Source organism: Micromonospora saelicesensis (assembly GCF_900091575.1).
In the GTDB taxonomy this organism is placed as follows: Bacteria; Actinomycetota; Actinomycetes; order Mycobacteriales; family Micromonosporaceae; genus Micromonospora; species Micromonospora saelicesensis.
In genome coordinates this window covers 94121-114404 of sequence record NZ_FMCR01000003.1, presented here as the reverse complement: position 1 = coordinate 114404, position 20284 = coordinate 94121, and the positions used below count along the sequence as shown (strand labels likewise).

Genomic DNA, 20284 nt, shown 5'->3' with positions numbered 1-20284 from the left:
TCGCACTTTGCACCGCCAGCGGCGCGTTGTCAAGATGGCCGCCGCGCACCCCGAGGATCTGGAGCCACACCGTGATCGAACGCCAGCTGCAACCCCTCCTGCACGAGTTGGTCGGGGTGGTCTTCGCCCCGACCAGCGCGTTGGGGGACGCGACCGGGCAGATCCGCCCGACCGGCGTCCAGGGCGTCTTCCACGCCGATGCCCGGGTGCTCTCCCGCGCCGAGCTGCGGGTCGACGAGCGGGAACTCGAAGGGCTGGCCCGCGGCGACAACGGCCCGCACGGCGCACACTTCGTGAGCCTGGCCCGCTGGCTCGGTGACCCCACCCCCGACCCCACCGTCCGCGTCGACCGGCTCCGGCGGGCGACCCGCAACGGCCTCACCGAGGAGCTGCGGATCGCCTCCACCGCCACGATCGGCGTACGGGCCACCGTCTCCGTCGACCTCGGCTGCGACCTGGCACCCATCGAGGTCGTCAAGTCCGGTGGCGCCACCGACGCGCTGACGGCCAGGACCGGTCAGCCCGGCACGCTCACCTGGTCGGGCGCCGGGATCACCGTCACCGTCACCGCGCCGGGCGCCGACCTGCTGGTCGACGGCGAGCGGGCCACCGCACCCCGGCTGGTCTGGCCGGTCGACCTGCCCCCCGGCGGGGAGACAGTGCTGCGCTGGCAGGTGACCGTCGACGACCCGCGCGCCGTCGTCGTCGGCCCGGCCGACGAGCCCGAGTGGTCCCGACCCGAGGTGACCGCCGACGACCGACGGCTGATCCGGCTGCTCGACCGCAGCCTGGACGACCTGCGCGGCCTCCGACTGGCCGAGACCGGCGCACCCGGCGACGTGTTCCTCGGCGCCGGGGTGCCCTGGTTCCTCACCCTGTTCGGCCGGGACAGCCTTTGGGCCGCCCGGATGATGCTGCCGCTCGGCACCGACCTGGCCGCCGGCACCCTGCGCGTGCTCGCCCGTCGGCAGGGCACCCGCGTCGACCCGACGACCGGCGAGGCCCCGGGCAAGATCCTGCACGAGCTGCGCCGCCACGCGTTCGCCCTGCCCGACAACGGCCTACGCCTCCCGCCGGCGTACTACGGCACCGTCGACGCCACAATGCTCTGGGTCAACCTGCTGCACGACGCGTGGCGTTGGGGGATGCCCGCCGAGCAGGTCGAGCCCCTGCTGCCGCACCTGGAGTCGGCGCTGCGCTGGCTCGGCGAGCACGCCGACCCGGACGGTGACGGCCTGGTCGAGTACGTCGACACCACCGGGCACGGGCTGTCCAACCAGGGCTGGAAGGACTCCGGTGACGCCGTCCGCTTCCACGACGGGTCCCTGGCCACCGCGCCGATCGTGCTGGCCGAGGTGCAGGGGTACGCGCACGAGGCCGCCGTGAACGGCGCGGCCCTGCTGGACGCCTTCGGCCGCCCGAGCTCCGACCGCTGGCGCGACTACGCCGCCGCGCTGGTCGGCCGGTTCCGCAAGAGCTTCTGGGTGGACGGTCGCCACGGACCGCAACCCGCGCTGGCCCTCGACCGTGACAAGCGCCCGGTCGACTCGCTGACCAGCAACATCGGCCACCTGCTCGGCACCGGTCTGCTCGACCGCGACGAGGAGGCCCAGGTCGCGCACCTGCTCACCACCGACACGATGGCCGCCGGGTTCGGGCTACGCACCATGTCCAGCGACGACGCCGGGTTCAGCCCGTTGTCGTACCACTGTGGCTCGATCTGGACCCACGACACCGCGATCGTGCTCGCTGGGCTGGCCCGCGCCGGGCACCGCGAGGCCGCGCTCGGTCTGGCCGACGGGCTGCTCAGCGCGGCCGAGGCGTTCGACTACCGGATGCCGGAGCTGTACGGCGGCGACGACCGGGCACTGGTGAGCCGTCCGGTGCCGTACCCGGCCTCGTGCCGACCGCAGGCGTGGGCCGCGGCGGGCGCGGTGCTGCTGCTCCAGGCCGCCACGGGGCTCTACCCGGACGTGCCGGGCGGCACGGTCCGACTCGCACCGCTGGCGGGAGCGGAGTTCGGTGCCGTAGCGGTCGACGGCCTCCGCGTGGCCGACACCCCCGTGCACGTCACTGTCGACAGCACCGGCGAAGCCACCGTCACCGGTCTCCCCACCCGCCTGACCCCAACCCCGTCCCTCCCCACCCAACGCCGCCCCACAACCCCGTCCCTCCCCCGCTAGGCCGGCCCGAACGCCCGGCGATCTTGCAGTTTCGGTGGTCCAGATGCGGAATATGCACCGTATGCCCCGACGGAAAGTGCAAGATCGCGGGGCTCAGGGGGTTCGTTCCGCGATCAGCTCGTCGTCGTCCATCGCACCCGTGGGGTGGAAGCCCAGGGAGGTGTAGAGGGCTGCGGCTGGGGTGTTGTCGGGGTGGTACGACAGGCGGACCGGGGGGTTGCCGGCCCGGGCCGCCAGCCAGGGGGCCAGCGTCTGCACTGTGGCCCGGCCGACGCCCTGGCCCTGCTCGGCGGCGTCGACCAGCATCCCGCCGATCCAGTGCGAGCCGTCGTCGTCCACGCCCCACATGACGTGGCCGACGACGGCCTCGTCGGCGTACACAGCGAGCGAGCTCCACACCTCGGAGCGCATGCTGAGCAGCAGGTAACGCGCGCCCAGCGCGGCCACGAACCGGCGCTGGTCGTCGCGCGGGGCGACGTCGGCCACCGCCCGCCAGTTGTCGTCGTCGACCGGCCGCAGCGTCACTCGCCGCCCGGCCCGGTCCAGGTGTCCCGCATCGATCATCGGGGCAGCCTAGGGTCGGCCGGACCCGTGCCGCGACCAGGTTTCGCCCCGGACCGACGGGGGCCGGTCAGTCGAGCAGGGCGTCCAGGCCGACGGTGAGGCCGGGGCGGTTGCGCACCGCGCGAACGGCCAGCAGAACACCCGGCATGAACGACACCCGGTCGTACGAGTCGTGCCGGATGGTCAGCGTCTCGCCGGTGCCGCCGAACAGCACCTCCTGGTGGGCGACCAGGCCGGTGGCGCGCACCGCGTGGACGCGTACCCCGTCGATGTCGGCGCCGCGCGCACCCGGCACCTCGTCCTTGGTGGCGTCCGGGACCGGGCCGAGGCCGGCCTCGGCGCGGGCCCGGGCGATCTGCCGGGCGGTGTGGGTGGCGGTGCCACTCGGGGCGTCCAGCTTGCGCGGGTGGTGCTGCTCGATGATCTCGACGGACTCGAAGTGTCGGGCGGCCCGCGCGGCGAACTGCATCATCAGCACCGCGCCGATACCGAAGTTCGGGGCGATGACCACGCCCACCTCGGGCTTGTCGGCCAGCCAGCCGCGCACCTGCTCCAGCCGCTGCTCGGTGAAGCCGGTCGTGCCGACCACCGCGCTGATGCCCTGCTCGATGGACCACTGGAGGTTGTCCATGACGACGTCCGGCGTGGTGAAGTCGACGACCACCTCGGCGTTGGAGACGGCGGAGCGGCTGTCGCCCTGGTCGACCGCCGCGGTCAGGGCGAGATCGTCGGCGGCGTCGACCGCCTTGCAGACCTCGATGCCCATCCGGCCGCGCGCACCAAACACGCCGACCCGCAGCTGCTGGGCCGGGGTCTTTCCCTGCTCGTCAGTCACGGGGCACAACCTATCCCAATCGGGACGGGCCCTTCCGGCCGGATCCGCTGTGCTCCACCGGCCGGGGCGCCCGACCGGGGTGCCTCGACCGGGCCGGGCGGCAGACCTCAGACCGCGAAGTCGCCGGCGCCGAACGGGCCCACCACGGCCAGCGACATCGGCCTGCTGAGCAGCTCGGCGGCGAGGACGTTCACGTCCTCCACGGTGACCTCGTCGACCCGGCGGAGCAGTTCGTCGACCGGCATCAGGTCGCCGTAGAGCAGCTCACCCTTGGCCAGCCGGCTCATCCGCGAACCGGTGTCCTCCAGGCCGAGCACGAACGAGCCCTTGCTCATCCCCTTGCCCCGGGCCACCTCGGCCTCGGTCAACCCGTCGGCGGCCACCCGTGCCAGCTCGGCGCGGGTCAGGGCCAGCACCTCGTCCACCTTGCCCGGCGCACAGCCGGCGTAGACGGCGAACAGGCCGGTGTCGGCGTACTGGCTGGCGTAGGAGTAGACCGAGTACGCGAGGCCGCGCTGCTCGCGGATCTCCTGGAACAGCCGGCTGGACATGCCGCCGCCGAGCACGTTGTTGAGCACCCCGAGGGCGAACCGTCGATCGTCGAGCCGGTCGATGCCGGGGCAGCCGAGGATGACGTGTGCCTGCTCGGTCTCCTTCGGCTCCACCACTGTGGTCACCGGCTTGGTGCGTACCGCCGGGGTCGCCGCGCGGTGCGGTGCCGGGCTGGCCGGGTCGCTGTCCAGCGGGGTGCCGCGCACGGCCTGACGGACCAGCTTGACCACAGCCGCGTGGTCGAGGTTGCCGGCGGCGGCGATGACGATCTGCGGCGCGGTGTAGCGACCCCGGTAGAAGCTCTGGATCTGCCGCCGGGTCATCGGGGTGACGGTCTCGGCGGTGCCGGAGATCAGCCGGCCCAGCGGGTGATCGCCGTAGACGGCCTGGACGAAGAGGTCGTGCACCTCGTCACCCGGCTCGTCGTCGTGCATGGCGATCTCCTCCAGGATCACGCCACGCTCGGTCTCGACGTCGGCCGGCTCCAACAGCGAGTCCGCGACCAGGTCGCACATCACGTCGATCGCCAGCGGCAGGTCCTCGTCCAGCACGCGGGCGTAGTAGCAGGTGTATTCCTTCGTGGTGAAGGCGTTCGTCTCGCCACCCACCGCCTCGATCTGCGAGGAGATCTCCAGTGCGGTGCGCTTGTGCGTGCCCTTGAAGAGCAGGTGCTCGAGGAAGTGCGCGGCACCGGCCTGCGGGCCGGTCTCGTCACGCGAGCCGACCGCCACCCAGATGCCGAACGAGACGCTGCGCATCGCCGGAATCGCCTCGGTGAGGACGCGCAGACCGCTGGGCAGCACGGTACGACGTACCGTGCCGCCCAGCGGGTCGTCGCTGAGCGTCCGGGTCACCGCGCGGGCGGTGCCGCCGGAGCGGCCCGCCCCGGTGTCCCGAGACGGGGCCACCCCCCGTCGATCCGGTGGAAACGGCGCGCTGATGGCCCGACTCACGACTTGCTCCCGGTTCGACGAGGGGTGGGTGATGCGTTGTACGACGGTCAGCTGTGCCGGGTCCGACGGCGCGGACGCTCGCCGCCCTCGCCACCCTCGCCGCCGCCGCCGTTGCCGCCCTCGCCGCCGCGCTCCGGGCCACGCCCGCCACGGTCGCCGCCACGCTCACGGTCGCCGCGGTCACGCGGAGCCCGGTCGCCCCGGTCCCGACCAGCCGGCCGGTCGCCAGCAGCGGCCTCACCGGCGGCCGGAGCCTCGGTGCCCTCCGGGCGGACCTTGTCGAGGTAGATCTTGCCGCGGGCGTCGATGTCCGCGATCTCGACCTCGACCCGGTCACCGACGTTGAGGAAGTCCTCAACACGCTCGACCCGCTTGCCGTCGCCCACCTTGGAGATGTGCAGCAGGCCGTCACGGCCCGGCAGGAGCGAGATGAACGCGCCGAACGCGGCGGTCTTGACCACCGTGCCGAGGAACCGCTCGCCCTGCTTCGGCAGCGTCGGGTTGGCGATGCCGTTGATCCGGTCGACGGCCGCCTGGGCCGACGGGCCGTTGGTGGCGCCGACGTAGATCGTGCCGTCGTCCTCGATGGAGATCTCGGCGCCGGTCTCGTCCTGGATCGCGTTGATGGTCTGCCCCTTCGGGCCGATCACCATGCCGATCTTGTCCACCGGGATCTTGACGGTGGTGACCCGCGGCGCGTAGTCGGACATCTCGGCCGGAGCCTCGATCGCCGCCTTCATGACCCCGAGGATGACCTGCCGGGCCTCGTTCGCCTGCTGCAACGCGGCGGCCAGCACGTCCGACGGGATGCCGTTGAGCTTGGTGTCGAGCTGGAGCGCGGTGACGAACTCCGGCGTACCGGCGACCTTGAAGTCCATGTCACCGAACGCGTCCTCGGCACCGAGGATGTCGGTCAGCGTCACGTACTGGGTCTTGCCGTCCACCTCGTCGGAGATGAGCCCCATCGCGATGCCGGCGACCGGCGCCTTCAGCGGGACACCCGCGGAGAGCAGACCCAGCGTCGAGGCGCAGACCGAACCCATCGAGGTGGAGCCGTTGGAGCCGAGCGCCTCCGACACCTGCCGGATGGCGTACGGGAACTCCTCGCGCGACGGCAGCACCGGGATCAGCGCGCGCTCGGCGAGGGCGCCGTGGCCGATCTCGCGACGCTTCGGCGAGCCGACCCGGCCGGTCTCACCGGTCGAGTACGGCGGGAAGTTGTAGTTGTGCATGTAGCGCTTGCGGTTCTCGGGGGACAGCGTGTCCACCATCTGCTCCATGCGGAGCATGTTCAGCGTGGTGACACCCAGGATCTGGGTCTCGCCCCGCTCGAACAGCGCCGAACCGTGCACCCGGGGCAGCACGCCGACCTCGGCGGTCAGCGCCCGGATGTCGCGCGGGCCACGCCCGTCCATGCGGACCTGCTCGCGCAGCACGCGGTTGCGCACCTCGGACTTGGTCAGCGACCGGAAGGCAGCGCTGAGCTCCTTCTCCCGGCCCTCGAACCGTGCGCCCAGCTCCTCGGCGACCCGGGCCTTGACCCGGTCCAGGGCCTCCTCGCGGTCGGCCTTGCCGGCGATGGTGATCGCCTCGGCGACCTCACCGCGGGCCAGCTCGGAGACGGCGTCGTACACGTCGTCCTGGTAGTCCAGGAAGACCGGGAACTCGGTGACCGGCTTCGCGGCGACCTCGGCCAGCTCGCTCTGCGCGCGGCACAGCTCACGGATCGCCGGCTTCGCGGCCTCCAGGCCGCTGGCGACGACCTCCTCGGTCGGGGCGGTGGCACCGGCCGAGATGAGGGCGACGGCGTTCGGGGTGGCCTCGGCCTCGACCATCATGATCGCGACGTCGCCGTCCTCGAGCGTGCGGCCGGCCACGACCATGTCGAAGGTGGCGCGAGCCAGCTCCTCCAGGGTCGGGAAGGCGACCCACTGGCCGTCGATGTGGGCGACGCGGGTCGCCCCGATCGGGCCGGAGAACGGCAGGCCGGAGAGCTTGGTCGACATCGAGGCGGCGTTGATCGCCACGACGTCGTACGGGTGCTGCGGGTCGAGCGCGAGGATGGTCTCGACGACCTGGACCTCGTTGCGCAGGCCCTTGACGAAGGACGGGCGCAGCGGCCGGTCGATCAGCCGGCAGGTGAGGATCGCGTCCTCGCTGGGCCGACCCTCACGGCGGAAGAACGAGCCGGGGATGCGGCCCGCGGCGTACATCCGCTCCTCGACGTCGACGGTCAGCGGGAAGAAGTCGAACTGCTCCTTCGGGTGCTTACCGGCGGTCGTGGCGGAGAGAACGACCGTCTCGCCCAGCTGGGCGATGACGGAACCGGCGGCCTGGCGAGCCAGCCGACCGGTGGAGAAGGTGATCTCGCGGGTGCCGAAGGACCCGTTGTCGATCACGGCGGTGCGGGATTCGGTGCCGAGTTTGGTCTCGGTCATGTGCTGTCGTGCTCCTTCGCGTCGTGGGCCCACGACATCGGGGAGCTGCTCAGCCGGCCGGTCTTCGATCGAAGCGCCCGGGTGGCCGGCATGATGCCGGGGTTCCCGGGGGCCACTACCGGAGACCGGTACGCTGACCGGCTCCCTCTCGGGTGGTCGCGCGGCCCGTGTTTCCTCAGGTGGGACGCGGTACGGGGGAGCGGCCGTCCGGCCACTCCCCCGTCACGTCACCGGCGCAGACCGAGCCGCTCGATGAGCGACCGGTAGCGGGCAATGTCCTTCTTCTGGACGTAGTTGAGCAACCGACGGCGCCGGCCGACCAGCAGCAGCAGCCCACGGCGGCTGTGGTGGTCGTGCTTGTGCACCTTCAGGTGCTCGGTCAGCTCGGCGATCCGCTTGGTGAGGACCGCGACCTGGACCTCCGGCGAACCGGTGTCGCCCTCGGCGGTCGCGTACTCCGCGCGGATGCTGGCCTTGGCTTCCTGATCGAGCGCCATGTTCTCCCTGTTTCGATGGGTTGATCAAGTGGGTGTCCGTCGTCCCGGTGGACCGGGAACGGACCGGTACCTCGCACCCGCGGCGTCGAGCAGGCACGCGAGGCCCCACGCCGGTCACCCGACGTCCCGGCAAGACTACCAGCACTCGCCGGTAACACCCGGCGAAGGGCCTCGGTGGCGGCCCGTCACCCCGCCACGATCAGGCCAGTACGCGCCGGGTGCGCTCGACGTCCTGATTCATCTGGGCGATCAACGGCTCGATCGAGTCGTACCGGATCTGACCACGCAGGTGCGCCACGAAGTCCAGGGCGAGCCGCTCGCCGTACAGGTCGCCGGAGAAGTCCAGCGCGTACGCCTCCACCCGCCGCTCCCGGCCGGAGAAGGTCGGGTTGGTGCCCACGGACACCGCCGCCAGCAGCGGCTCGTGCTGACCGCGGCGGATCAGCCGGGCCGCGTACACGCCGTCGGCGGGCACCGCCGCGTACCGGTGGCAGAGCAGGTTGGCGGTGGGGAAGCCCAGCTCCCGGCCCCGCTGGTCGCCGCGGACCACGACGCCCTCCACCCGGTGTGGGCGGCCCAGCGCGGCGGCCGCCGCGCCCACGTCACCCGCGTCGACGCAGGACCGGATGTAGGTGGAGGAGAAGACGGTGCCGTCCTCGGCGATCAGCGGGCCACCCTCCACGCCGAAGCCGAACGTCTGACCCAGCCGTTCCAACAACGCCACGTCGCCGGCGGCCCGATGCCCGAAGCGGAAGTTGCTGCCGACCACCACCAACGCCGCGTGCAGGTGCTCGACAAGGACGTCGTGCACGAACTGCTCGGCCGGCACCCGGGAGAACTCCGGGGTGAACGGCACCACGCAGAGCACGTCCACGCCGAGCGCCTCGATCAGTTCGGCCTTACGGGCCGGCTCGGTGAGCACCGCCGGGTGCGAACCGGGGCGGACCACCTCGGCCGGGTGCGGGTCGAAGGTGACCACCACCGACTGCACGCCCAACTCGCGGGCCCGGGCCACGGTGTGCCCGATCGTCGCCTGGTGCCCCTTGTGCACGCCGTCGAAGACGCCGATGGTGACCACCGAGCGTCCCCACCCGCCGGGCGCCGCGTCGTAGCCCCGCCACCGCTGCATGCCGTTCCTCTCTGCTGTCCCGCCGGCCGGCGGGTCGACACCGCCGGCTGCGGGCCGGCGGACGTGCGCTGTCAGGCCGGTGCGAGCACGATCTCCGCGCGGGCCCGTCCGTCCCGCTCGCTGACGATAGCGATCAGGCCGCCGGCCGGCCCGAAGACGGCGTACGGCCCGGTGAGGCCGGCCGGGTCCAGTGGCCCACCGTGGGCGAGCACCCGGGCCTCGTCCGGCGTGGCCTCCCGGCGCGCGAAGAACCGGTCGGCCGCCGCGTCCAGTGGCAGGTTCACCACGTCCGGGGCGCGCTGCTCCAACTCGTCGAGCGTCGCCGCCTCGGCGAGGGTGAAGCCACCCACCGCGGTACGCCGCAGCGCCGTGAGGTGCCCGCCGACGCCGAGCGCCAGGCCGGCGTCCCGGGCGATGGCCCGGATGTACGTGCCGGAGGAGCAGGTCACGTCCACGTCCACGTCCACCACGTCCGGCTCGGTGCGGCGGATCGCCAGCACCTCCAACCGGGAGATGGTGACCCGCCGCGCCGGCAGCTCGACGCTCTCCCCGTCGCGGACCCGCTTATAGGCCCGCTGCCCGTCGATCTTGATGGCGCTGACCGCGCTCGGCACCTGGTCGACCTCGCCGCTCAGCCCGGCCAGCGCCGATCGGATCGCGTCGTCGGTGACCTGCCCGGCCGGCACGGTGGCGGTCACGTCGCCCTCGGCGTCGTCGGTGACTGTGGTCTGGCCGAGTCGGATGGTGCCGGTGTAGCTCTTGCCCGCGCCGATCACGTAGGTCAGCAGCCGGGTGGCCCGGCCGACACCGATCACCAGCACGCCGGTCGCCATCGGGTCGAGGGTGCCGCCGTGCCCGACCCGTCGGGTCTTCGCCAGTCGGCGGATGCGCGCCACCACGTCGTGCGACGTCATGCCGCCGGGCTTGTCGACCACGATCAGACCATCGGTGCTCACGTCGGCCAAGCCTGCCAGATGGCACCCACTCCGCAGTGCGTGGGCAGGCCCGGGCGTGACCCGAGCCTCCGCTCACGTGGTCTGAGCCGGTTTGGCGGGACGAGGCGTCCATTCGGCGGAATGTCGAGCGGGGCAGCCGGCTGGCCGTCGTGGATGCGAAGATCATCCGCCCGCTGCCGTCGCCCCGAGACCAGGACCGCCGATGACCTCTGACCGGCCCCCGGGCCACGAGCACCGCGCGCGGGTCGACCTGCCGCAGTGGATGCGGCAGCCGACACCGACGCGGCGGAGCCCGGCGCGTTACGTCGACGACCTGATCGAGGGTTGGCCGGCGCTCCGGGCCGCCCGCCGGGCGGTGTGGCACTGGCACGGCCGGACCAGATGGAGTGAGTCGCACCCGAACATCGTCGCCGTGCTGTCGTTCGTCGTGGCCGCCGTCCTCGGGGCCACCCTGGTGACCGGCGCCTACTATCTGCTCGCGCTGGCCACCAGCGGCGAGAACTGACGGGGGAACCATGGACAACACGTCGTCGAGCGAGCCCACACCGACGGACCCGGTCGACCCGCCACCGCCGCCCGCCGCGGTGGCGCAGGTCAACCCGGTGCAGCTACCGGACTGGCTACGGTCATCGCAGACCGAGCACCAGCCCACCGGGTGGGACCGGGTCCGTTTCTTCTCGGCCCGGCACAACGGCGCCCTGCTGCTCGGCCTCGGGCTGGTGATGGCACTGCTGATGGTCGGCGGCGGGGTGGTGTTGGTCGGCCGGGTCGCCGACGGTGTCCGCACGTCCGCCTCGGCGAGCCCCACACCGAGCCTGACCCCGCCGGTGAGCAGGGTCGGCGAACCACGGGACCTCTTCGCCGGGTCGCCGGCGGCCTCCTTCGCGCCAGCCGAGGAGGCCGTGCGGATGCCGGCGGCCAAGAGCACCGGGCCGTTCACCGCGGCCCAGGTGCGGACCGCGCTGGAGTCGGTGCGCAAGGCGCTGATCGAGAGTCGGGTCGACATCTCGATGTTCTCCGGGGATCCGGAGCCGTTCCTCGCGCTGCTCGCCCCGGACGCTCGCGAACGGCTCCGGGGAGACTTCACCAACGGCAGCTTCCTGCGGTACGCCACGAGGATGGCGTCGCCGTCGGACTGGGAGTTCGGCGTGCGCGCCGACGGCCGGGTCAGTTACCGGGCCACCAGGCAGAACGGTATCCGACTGCTGGAGGTCTCCACGGAGTTCGTCTGGGCGTACCCGTTCGACGTGGACCTGCGGGCACCCGCCGGCGCCACAGTGGTGGCGCTGCGCGACAAGGTGGTGTGGCAGGTGCCGCACCCGGACGACGTGCCGGCCTCCGCCCGGGGCCTCTGGGTCGCCTCGGCGGAGGCCGTGACCTGGAACGCGGACTGCGCCCAACTCAGTGATGGCTGGGTGCAGGAGCAGTTCTGGATCGCCGACGTGCACGGGGAACGGATCCCCGCGGGCGACCCGGGCACCATCTTCGACCTCGACGCGCCCGCGCCGACCACCACGCGCTGCTGACCGGCGGGCCCCGGCGACCGGTCAGCGGACCGCGCCGGTCACCGCCCACCTGCCGTTGCGCAGTCGCAGCAGCAGGGCGACCAGCCGGATCACCACGAACAGGGTGAGCCCGGCCCAGATGCCGCCCAGCCCGAGGTTGAGCGCGTACGCCAGCCAGATGGCCGGCAGGAAGCCACCGAGCGCCGCCACGATGGTGAGGTTGCGCAGGTAACGCACGTCGCCGGCGCCGATCAGCACGCCGTCGAGGGCGAAGACCACCCCGGCCAGCGGCAGCATGACGACGAACCACGGCCAGGCCACCATGGCCTGCTCGCGTACCCCTTGATCGGAGCTGAACCACGACGGCACCACGCCCGCGCCGGCGGCGACGAGCAGCGCGAAGCCCACGCCGCAGACGCCGCCGAGCAGCCCGACCCGGCGGGCGAGCGCCCGCGCACCCGCGTCGTCGCCGGCGCCGAGAGCGGCACCGACCAGGGACTGCGCGGCGATGGCGAGGGCGTCGAGCACCAGGGCGGTGAAGAACCAGAGTTGCAGGGCGATCTGGTGGGCGCCGACGGCGGCGGCGCCGAAGCGGGCGGCGACGGCTGTCGCGGACAGGAAGCTGGCCTGGAACGCCAGCCCACGGATCAGCAGGTCGCGGCTGAGCACCAGTTGTTGGCGGATCACGCGGGGTTGGGGTCGCAGCGACACCCGCTCGCCGACCAGGGCGGCGGCGAAGAGCACCCCGCAGAGCGTCTGCGCGACGACGTTCGCCACGGCCGAGCCGACCAGACCCAGCCCGCCGGGGTAGACCAGCAGCGGGCAGAGCAGCGCGGAGAGCAGGTTGGGGCCGAGCACGAAGTACAGGGGGCGGCGGGTGTCCTGCACGCCGCGCAGCCAGCCGTTGCCGGCGGCGGCGAGGAGCAGGCCGGGAGCGCCGAGGGCCGCGATCCGCAACCACTGGGCGGCGGCGTCGGCGACCTCGCCACCACCACCGGCGAGGGTACGCGCGAGCGCGCCGCCGCCGACCTGCATGCCGATCGCGATCAGCAGACCGACACCGAACGCCAGCCAGGACGACTGGACGCCCTCGGCGACCGCGGCGGCCCGGTCACCCGCGCCGAAGCGGCGGGCCGCGCGGCCGGTGGTGCCGTAGGCGACAACGGTGCCCACCCAGGCGGTGAGCGTCATGACCGTGCCGCCGACGGCGAGCGCGGCGAGTGGCACCCGGCCGAGGTGACCGACCACTGCGGTGTCGACCAGCACGTAGAGCGGCTCGGCGGCGAGCACCACGAGGGCCGGCAGGGCGAGCGCGGCGATCCGCCGGGGCGAGGCGGGTCGGTGGGCGGTGGTGGCGTGGTTCATCGCCGCCGATCCTGGCATGTCCACGGTAAGGAGCACAAGGCCGCTGGTAACTTACGGACCCACCTCTGGACCGGCTCGGCGGATGTCACGGAGGATCGAGGCCCTGATGCGCTCCGTGTCGCCGGCATCCCGGTTTGCGGCGCTCACTACCCTGTCCGAGGCTCCCACGCGGGGGCACCACGACAGCGATAGGCCTTATGACAGTGAGCGACAGTTACCCTCCGCCCGACCCGAACGTCACCCCCTGGAGCGGCCCGCCGGCCCCGCAGCAGGGCGGCTACCCGCCGTACGGACAGCCACCACCCCAGCCGTACTACGGCACGCCACCGCCGCCGGCGCCGAACAGGTCGAACAAGGGCCTGATCATCGGGCTGGTCGCCGGCGCGGTGGTCGTCATACTCGCCATCTGCGGCGCGGGAATCGGCCTCCTGCTCGCCTACGATGACGACGAGCCCGCACGGGGCACGTCCTCCACCCCCACGCTGGGCACCGGCAGCACGCCGGGCACGGGGACCGCCCCGACGCCGCGGCAGGCGGATCCACCGAACAACAACTCGATGACCGCCCGTTTCTCCAGCGACCTGGCGAACGTCTGCGAAGGCAGCCCGATCCTGAACGCGGCGCCCTACAGCGGACCGGCCGGCGCCAAGGCGTACACGTTCTCGAACAACCCCGACCGGCCGACGTCCTGGTCGTCGACGTACGTCCCCTCGGACAAGTCCTACTACGCCAAGGGCGCGGACTACCAGAAGGTGTCGGTGGTCGGCTGCCTGAAGTTCGACGAGGGCAGCCAGGGCGCCCCGAAGAAGTGTCAGTACAAGGACAAGGCGGAGAAGCAGGTCACCATCGACTACGTCTCGTCGCGCTACACCCTGACCTTCTACGCGGCCAGGACCGCCGAGAAGATCGGCGACGGCGGCACCGTGACCGCCCCGACGAACAGGTGCCCGAGTTTCATCTCGTACGACAAGACCACCATGAGGGCCTACGCGACGCCGGACTCCGGCACCATCGAGGCGGCCCTGGACACGTTCCTGTCCTGAACGACTCGACCCGCACTGGTGGCCGGACGGTGACGCTGTCGGCGCGGCGCGTCGGCGGCGTCACCACCGGTCGAGACGAGTCACTGACGGGTGTCCATCGACGTCTGCAGCGCGCGGCGGGCCTGCTCGCGGGCGTCGTCGGTGGTGGTCTCGGGCTTGGGCTTGTTCGGCATGGTGGCGCTCCTCTTCCCAGGGCGTGAGCCGCCGACACGCGGCGGCCCTCACGGGCGGTCCTGCTGAGCGCCCCACGGCGGTCCGGGGTTACCGGAGCAGCCGACTGGGCAGCGTGAGCCCGGGTCGATCCGACCCTGGAGGGAGGCGGCACGGGGTGTGGCACCACCGCCCATGACCTGCACCGCTACGCGGCACCGGCCTTCTCCCAAGTTATCGTTCAGGTCCACATACTGCTTACGGTTCCCGCCATTTGGACGGTCGGCAGCCCGCTCAGCGAGCCAGGAAGTGCCAGCCCAGCCACCACCAGAACCCGAACAGACCGATCCGGCCCACCGGCACCGAACCGACCTCGTAGCGCATGACGTAGGCGCAGACCTCGCCCAGGGTGGGGATCCGTGACCCCTCCCGCCGGGCCATCCACTCGACCACCGCGAAGAGGACCAGCGCGGCGAGGAAGCCGCCGATCGCGAGGGCGCGCATCATCGCCGCACCAGCCCCCAGAAGGCGGCCAACCAGGCGAACCAGACCGCCGACCGGGTCAGCTGATCCTCCAGGAGAGGATCGGCCAACCGGGAGAAGGTGGGGAAGTCATCGCCGGCGGCCAGCACGAAGGTCACGCCCTCGAAGACCCCGAAGACCACCACCGGCACCGCCCACCAGGCCGCCCCCGGGCCCAGCCGGCGCGGCGCCGGCCGACGGGACACCCGGTTGCTCAGACCGAGCCAGATCAGCACCCCGCCCGTCCCGAGGGTGAACAGATTCGCCTCGGTGGAGAAGGACGCGAACCGGCCACCGACGAGCGACAGGCAGACGAGGACGGGAACGGAGACGGCGGGCCGGTCCCAGGCGCGGGGGGCCTCCACGGTGAGGTCGTGCGGCTGCTCCATCCCGCAATTCTTCCCGGTATCACGGAACGCGGGAAGACCAACACTCCCCGGAGCTGACCCTGATCTTCCGGACCGACGGATCGATGGCGGCCGAAGCGCGTCAGCCGATCAACGCCGCGTCCAGCTGACCGCGGATCGACTCGACCACCTGCTCGACGGTGCCCCGACCGGTGAACCCGGCCGCGAACGTGTGCCCACCACCGCCCAGCGCCACCGCGACCCGACTGACGTCCACCGCGCCCTTGCTGCGCATCGACACCGCCCACTCGGCGGGTTTGGTCTGCTTCACCACACAGCTCACATCCGCCTCGGCGGTGCAGCGCACGGAGTCGATCAGCGCCTCCAGCACGTACGGCCGCTGGTCGTGCCGGGCCAGGTCGTCCAGGGTGGCGAAGGTCCAGACCAGGCCCCGACCTCCGGCGGCGGCCGGCTCCAGCCGGGCCCGGCCGAGCACCTCACCGAAGAGGCGGACCGCGCCGAAGGGCCGGGTGTCGAAGACCCGCCGGGAGATGTCACCAGGCGAGATGCCGGTCGCCAGCAATCGGGCGGCCATCTCATGCACCGCCGGAGTGGTCGCCTCGAACCGGAACGAGCCGGTGTCCGTGGTCAGCGCCACGTAGAGGCACTCGGCGATGGCCGGATCCACCACCACCCCGAGCCGGGCCAACAGTTGCTCGGCCACGACCGACGTGGCCGCCGCACCCGCGTCGACCAGGTTGACAGTGCCGAAACCGGGGTTGGAGGCGTGGTGGTCGAGCACCAGCGCCGCACCGGCCGACGACAACCGCCCGGCCAACTCGCCGAGACGCGACTCGCTCGCCGCGTCGAAGCAGATCACCAGATCGGGCGCCGGGTCGGCGGCGTCCGCCGGGACCAGCAGGTCCAGCCCGGGCAGCCCCCGGAACGGCTCCGGCAGCTCCGGCGGCCCGGGGAAGGTCGCCTGCACGTCGCGTACGCCGAACTGCCGCAGGCCCAGACCGAAGCCGAGCATGCTGCCCAGCGCGTCGCCGTCCGGATTGATGTGGCAGATCAGCAGCACCCGGGCGGTCGGCGGGAGAGCCCGCACCAACGCCTCGGCCGCGGCCCAGTCCGCCTCGGCGGGGCCGAGCCCGGCTGCCCCGGCGAACGGGGCGCTGGCGGTGCTGGTCACCGCGTTTCCCCACCCCGCGGGGTCTCCTTGACGTCGGTGGCCTCGTCCGTCTCGTCCGCCTCATCGGTCTCGTCGTCCACCCGGTACGGCTGAGCCTCGCCCGCGTACTTCGCCTGGGCGGCGAGCCGCTGCACCTCGGCGTCGGCGTTGCGGGCGGCGGCAAGCAGGTCGTCGATGTGCTTGACCTGGTCCTGCACGTCGTCGAGGACGAACGTGAGGGTCGGCGAGTGGCGCAGCCCGAGGGCCTTGCCGACCGTGCTGCGCAGCAGCCCCTTGGCGCTCTCCAGCGCCGCCGCGGTGTCCGCCTGGGCCACCGAGTCACCGAGCACGGTGTAGAAGACCGTCGCGTCACGCAGGTCAGCGGTAATCCGGGCATCGGTGATGGTGATCATCCCGAGCCGCGGGTCCTTGATCTGGCTCCGCACCACCGACGCGACCAGCTCACGCACCCGTTCCGCGTGCCGGCGTACCTTGGCCGGATCAGACATCTCGCCACCTCCACGGCGTCCTGCTTCCGGCCGACCCGGCGGCCCGCAGGCCGCCGGCCGACCGGCCAACATCTCGAACATTACCTTCGGGGCCGCTCCGGTCGCCCGGCACAGCCGGCACCATGGTCAGTCGTCGTCCACGCCGTAGAGCCGGCGTCGAACCGACAGCAACTCGACCTCGGGGCGATTGGCCACCAGGCGCTCACAGGAGTCGAGCACCTCGCGGACGTGCGCCGTCTCGGCGGCCACCACGGCCACCGCCAGCTGCGCTCGACCATGCAGGTCGAGCGCACCCACCTCGGCGGCCGACACCTCGAAGCGGCGCAGCGCCGCCACGATCGGCCGTACATATGATCTCTTGGCTTTGAGCGACCGTGAGTCGCCCGGCAGCAGCAGGTCGAAGACCGCGGTTCCGGTGAACATCGCCCCGGACGATACCGCCAACCCGCCTCGCATGATCAAGGGGTTTACGCCGAGTCGGCGTAAACCCCTTGATCAGCGTGTCACTGCCGGATCAGGCGCGAACCTTCTCCCGCATCTCGAAGGTCTCGATGACGTCGCCGACCTGGACGTTGTTGTAACCACCCAGGGTCAGACCGCACTCGAAGCCCTCGCGGACCTCGGTGGCGTCGTCCTTGAACCGCTTGAGCGAGGTGATCGTGAGGTTGTCCGCCACGACCGCCCCGTCCCGAAGCAGGCGAGCCTTCGCGTTGCGTCGGATGATGCCCGACCGGACGATGCAACCGGAGATGTTGCCGATCTTGGACGAGCGGAAGACATCGCGGATCTCCGCGCTGCCCAGCTCGGCCTCCTCGTACTCCGGCTTGAGCAGGCCCTTGAGCGCTGCCTCGATCTCCTCGATGGCCTGGTAGATGACGGTGTAGTACCGGATCTCCACGCCCTCGCGGTCGGCCATCTCACGGACCTTGTTCGAGGCCCGCACGTTGAAGCCGATGATCGTGACCGGCTCGGACGAGGCGCTCGCGAGCATGACGTTGCTCTCGGTGATCGCGCCGACGCCCCGGTCGAGGACCTTGAGCTGGACCTCCTCGGGGATGTCGAGGTTGAACAGCGCGTCCTCGAGAGCCTCCACCGAACCGGAGACATCGCCCTTGAGGATGAGGTTGAGCGAGGTCTTCTCGCCCTCCTTGAGCTGCTCCATGAGCGTCTCGAGGGTGGCCCGACCACGGGAGTTGGCGAAGGACGCCGCCCGCCGCCGTGCCTGCCGCTGCTCGGCGATCTGCCGCACCGTGCGGTCGTCCGCCGCGGCCAGGAACGTGTCTCCCGCGCCGGGAGGCGCGGTCAGACCCAGCACCATGACCGGACGCGCCGGCCCAGCCTCGGTGAGCTGGTTGCCGTTCTCGTCGAGCATGGCCCGGACCCGGCCGTGCGCCCCACCGGCGACGATCGAGTCGCCCGCCCGCAGGGTGCCCTTCTGCACCAGCACCGTCGCCACCGCACCGCGACCCTTGTCCAGGTGTGCCTCGATGGCCACACCCTGAGCCGGCCCGTCGATCGGAGCGGTCAGCTCCAGCGACGCGTCGGCGGTCAGCAGGACGGCCTCGAGCAACTCCTCGATGCCGATGCCCGGCTTGGCCGCCACGTTGACGAACATGGTCTCGCCGCCGTACTCCTCGGCGACCAGGCCGTACTCGGTCAGCTGCTGGCGGACCTTGTCCGGGTTGGCGTCCGGCTTGTCGACCTTGTTGACCGCGACCACGATCGGCACGTCGGCCGCCTTGGCGTGGTTCAACGCCTCGATGGTCTGCGGCATCACACCGTCGTCGGCCGCGACGACCAGGATCACGATGTCCGTGACCTGGGCACCACGAGCACGCATGGCGGTGAACGCCTCGTGACCCGGGGTGTCGATGAAGGTGACCGCCCGGTCCTCGCCCTCGTGCGGGACGTGGACCTGGTAGGCACCGATGTGCTGGGTGATGCCACCCGCCTCACCGGCCACGACGTTCGCCTTACGGATGGCGTCGAGCAGCTTGGTCTTACCGTGGTCGACGTGACCCATGACGGTCACCACCGGCGCACGGCTGACCAGACGCTCCTCGGCCACCTCCGCGTCGAGGTCGATGTTGAACTGCGCGAGCAGCTCGCGGTCCTCGTCCTCCGGGCTGACGATCTGGATGTCGAAGCCCAGGTGCTCACCCAGCAGGTGCAGGGTGTCGTCAGAACAGGACTGGGTCGCGGTCACCATCTCGCCCAGGTTGAACATCTCCTGGACCAGCGAACCCGGGTTGGCGTTGATCTTGTCCGCGAAGTCGGACAGCGAGGCGCCACGGGAGAGCCGGACGATCTGACCCTGACCCCGGGGAGCACCCGAGCTCATGGTCGGAGCCGACAGGTTGTCGAACTCCTGTCTGCGCTGCTTCTTGGACTTGCGACCGCGCGTCGGCCGACCACCCGGACGCCCGAAGGCACCCGCGGCGCCGCCGCCACGGCCACGACCGCCCGCACCCGGACGACCGCCGCCACCGGCCGGACCACCCGGACGGAAACCGCCACCGGGAGCACCGCCACCGCCGCCGGGACCGCCACGGTAGCCACCGCCACCGCCGGCACCCGCGCCGCCACCAGGGCCGCCTCGGTAACCGCCACCGCCGCCGCCGGCACCACCGCCGGGACCGCCACGGAAGCCACCGCCACCGCCACCGGGACGACCAGCGCCACCGCCACCGGGGCGACCAGCGCCACCGGGACCGGGGCGACCGGCAGCCGGACGCTGACTCGGCATGGACGCCGGGCTGGGCCGCGGCGGCATGGAGTTCGGGCTCGGCCGCGGCGGCATGCCCGCCGGGCTGTTGGGCCGAGGGCCACCCGCACCGGCGGCCGGGGGCCGCTGCTGCTGGCCACCCTGGATGCCGAACGGGTTGTTACCGGCACCGCGCGCCGGCGGACGACCGCCCGGACGGGCACCCGGACCGGGAGCCGGCGTGCTCGGACGAGCTGCCGGCGAACCGGGACGGGGCGGCATCGCCGCAGGACCCGGCCGAGGGCCGGGGCGGTTACCGCCGTCTGCCGGAGGCTCCCGGCGAACGGGGTTGTCACGCTGCTGCTGGCGGGCGGCCTGCGCGGCCTTGACCGCGGCCTCCTGCTCAGCCTTCAGCGCGGCGGCACGCGCCTCCGCGGCCGCCACCTCGATGTCGTGGGCACTCGCCGGCTTGGCGACCGGGGTCGCCGTCTGCGGGGCACCGGGAACCGGACCCTTGGGCTTCGGACCGGGTGCCGGCGCGGCCGGCCGCCGAGGCGGCATCGGCTTGGCCGAGACCCGGGGCGCGCCCGGGGCCGGGGTTGGCGTCGGGGTCGGGTTTGAAGCCGGCGTCGACGCGGGCGCCGACGGGGCGGCCGGAGCCGGGGCTCCGGCGGACGCGACGAATGCGTTACGCAGCCGCCGGGCGACGGGCGCCTCGACGGTGCTGGACGCGGACTTCACGAACTCGCCCATTTCCTTCAGCTTGGCGAGAACGGTCTTACTCTCGACCCCGAGCTCTTTTGCAAGCTCGTGTACGCGGGCCTTGCCTGCCACTGCACTCCTCACTCCGAGGTCGTGCGG

At 72.2% G+C, this 20284-nt stretch carries 18 protein-coding genes; 4 read left to right on the top strand and 14 right to left on the bottom strand.

The features are described 5' to 3' along the window. The first annotated feature begins 71 nt into the window (after positions 1–71). Positions 72–2183 carry a glycogen debranching N-terminal domain-containing protein gene (locus GA0070561_RS13525; protein WP_091400403.1) on the top strand — a complete coding sequence of 704 codons (2112 nt, stop codon included), beginning with the start codon at positions 72–74 and terminating at the stop codon, positions 2181–2183. Positions 2184–2276: 93 nt separating this feature from the next. Here GA0070561_RS13525 and GA0070561_RS13520 read toward each other — a convergent pair whose 3' ends face one another. From GA0070561_RS13520 to truB, 7 genes are all read right to left on the bottom strand, one after another. Continuing rightward, positions 2277–2747 (bottom strand): GNAT family N-acetyltransferase, encoded by a 471-nt coding sequence (locus GA0070561_RS13520; RefSeq protein WP_091400401.1) that lies wholly within the window; start codon positions 2745–2747, stop codon positions 2277–2279. A gap of 67 nt (positions 2748–2814) precedes the next feature. After that, positions 2815–3582: a 4-hydroxy-tetrahydrodipicolinate reductase gene (dapB, locus tag GA0070561_RS13515; RefSeq protein ID WP_091400399.1), complete on the bottom strand. Its 768-nt coding sequence runs from the start codon at positions 3580–3582 to the stop codon at positions 2815–2817. A 107-nt stretch (positions 3583–3689) separates the two neighbouring features. Continuing rightward, a complete protein-coding gene (locus GA0070561_RS13510; protein ID WP_091400397.1) occupies positions 3690–5087 on the bottom strand; it encodes a M16 family metallopeptidase in 1398 nt (465 codons plus the stop codon). A 47-nt stretch (positions 5088–5134) separates the two neighbouring features. After that, positions 5135–7525: a polyribonucleotide nucleotidyltransferase gene (locus GA0070561_RS13505; protein WP_091400395.1), complete on the bottom strand. Its 2391-nt coding sequence runs from the start codon at positions 7523–7525 to the stop codon at positions 5135–5137. Between the two features lie 227 nt (positions 7526–7752). Beyond that, on the bottom strand, positions 7753–8022 hold the full coding sequence (gene rpsO / locus GA0070561_RS13500) for a 30S ribosomal protein S15 (protein ID WP_030337594.1): 270 nt from the start codon (positions 8020–8022) through the stop codon (positions 7753–7755). 199 nt (positions 8023–8221) lie between these two features. Continuing rightward, a complete protein-coding gene (locus GA0070561_RS13495) occupies positions 8222–9151 on the bottom strand; it encodes a bifunctional riboflavin kinase/FAD synthetase (RefSeq protein ID WP_091400392.1) in 930 nt (309 codons plus the stop codon). 71 nt (positions 9152–9222) lie between these two features. Continuing rightward, positions 9223–10107, bottom strand: a complete 885-nt coding sequence (truB, locus tag GA0070561_RS13490; protein WP_091402049.1) for a tRNA pseudouridine(55) synthase TruB — start codon at positions 10105–10107, stop codon at positions 9223–9225. A 202-nt stretch (positions 10108–10309) separates the two neighbouring features. On the opposite strand from truB, the gene GA0070561_RS13485 reads away from it, so the two are divergent. Both GA0070561_RS13485 and GA0070561_RS13480 read left to right on the top strand, forming a co-directional pair. After that, positions 10310–10612 (top strand): hypothetical protein, encoded by a 303-nt coding sequence (locus GA0070561_RS13485; protein WP_091400391.1) that lies wholly within the window; start codon positions 10310–10312, stop codon positions 10610–10612. Positions 10613–10622: 10 nt separating this feature from the next. Beyond that, the gene (locus GA0070561_RS13480; protein WP_091400389.1) at positions 10623–11633 is read left to right on the top strand and encodes a hypothetical protein; all 1011 of its coding nucleotides are present in this window, start codon (positions 10623–10625) and stop codon (positions 11631–11633) included. 21 nt (positions 11634–11654) lie between these two features. On the opposite strand, the gene GA0070561_RS13475 is transcribed toward GA0070561_RS13480, so the two are convergent. After that, the gene (locus tag GA0070561_RS13475; protein WP_091400388.1) at positions 11655–12977 is read right to left on the bottom strand and encodes an MATE family efflux transporter; all 1323 of its coding nucleotides are present in this window, start codon (positions 12975–12977) and stop codon (positions 11655–11657) included. 203 nt (positions 12978–13180) lie between these two features. Here GA0070561_RS13475 and GA0070561_RS13470 point away from each other — a divergent pair, with 203 nt between their 5' ends. After that, positions 13181–14020: a hypothetical protein gene (locus GA0070561_RS13470; RefSeq protein ID WP_091400386.1), complete on the top strand. Its 840-nt coding sequence runs from the start codon at positions 13181–13183 to the stop codon at positions 14018–14020. A 444-nt stretch (positions 14021–14464) separates the two neighbouring features. Here GA0070561_RS13470 and GA0070561_RS13465 read toward each other — a convergent pair whose 3' ends face one another. The 6 genes from GA0070561_RS13465 to infB form a co-directional block, all read right to left on the bottom strand. Then, complete coding sequence (locus GA0070561_RS13465) at positions 14465–14674, bottom strand: DUF6186 family protein (protein ID WP_181539437.1); 210 nt, start codon at positions 14672–14674, stop codon at positions 14465–14467. Beyond that, positions 14674–15081: a hypothetical protein gene (locus tag GA0070561_RS13460; RefSeq protein ID WP_091400383.1), complete on the bottom strand. Its 408-nt coding sequence runs from the start codon at positions 15079–15081 to the stop codon at positions 14674–14676. The genes GA0070561_RS13465 and GA0070561_RS13460 overlap by 1 nt, the downstream gene beginning before the upstream one ends. Positions 15082–15181: 100 nt before the next feature. Beyond that, the gene (locus GA0070561_RS13455) at positions 15182–16231 is read right to left on the bottom strand and encodes a DHH family phosphoesterase (RefSeq protein WP_091400381.1); all 1050 of its coding nucleotides are present in this window, start codon (positions 16229–16231) and stop codon (positions 15182–15184) included. Further along, a complete protein-coding gene (gene rbfA / locus GA0070561_RS13450) occupies positions 16228–16719 on the bottom strand; it encodes a 30S ribosome-binding factor RbfA (RefSeq protein ID WP_091400379.1) in 492 nt (163 codons plus the stop codon). Before rbfA ends, GA0070561_RS13455 begins: the two co-directional genes overlap by 4 nt. A gap of 126 nt (positions 16720–16845) precedes the next feature. Then, the gene (locus tag GA0070561_RS13445; RefSeq protein ID WP_091400377.1) at positions 16846–17142 is read right to left on the bottom strand and encodes a DUF503 domain-containing protein; all 297 of its coding nucleotides are present in this window, start codon (positions 17140–17142) and stop codon (positions 16846–16848) included. Positions 17143–17233: 91 nt separating this feature from the next. Then, a complete protein-coding gene (infB, locus tag GA0070561_RS13440; protein WP_091400376.1) occupies positions 17234–20257 on the bottom strand; it encodes a translation initiation factor IF-2 in 3024 nt (1007 codons plus the stop codon). Positions 20258–20284 lie beyond the last annotated feature (27 nt).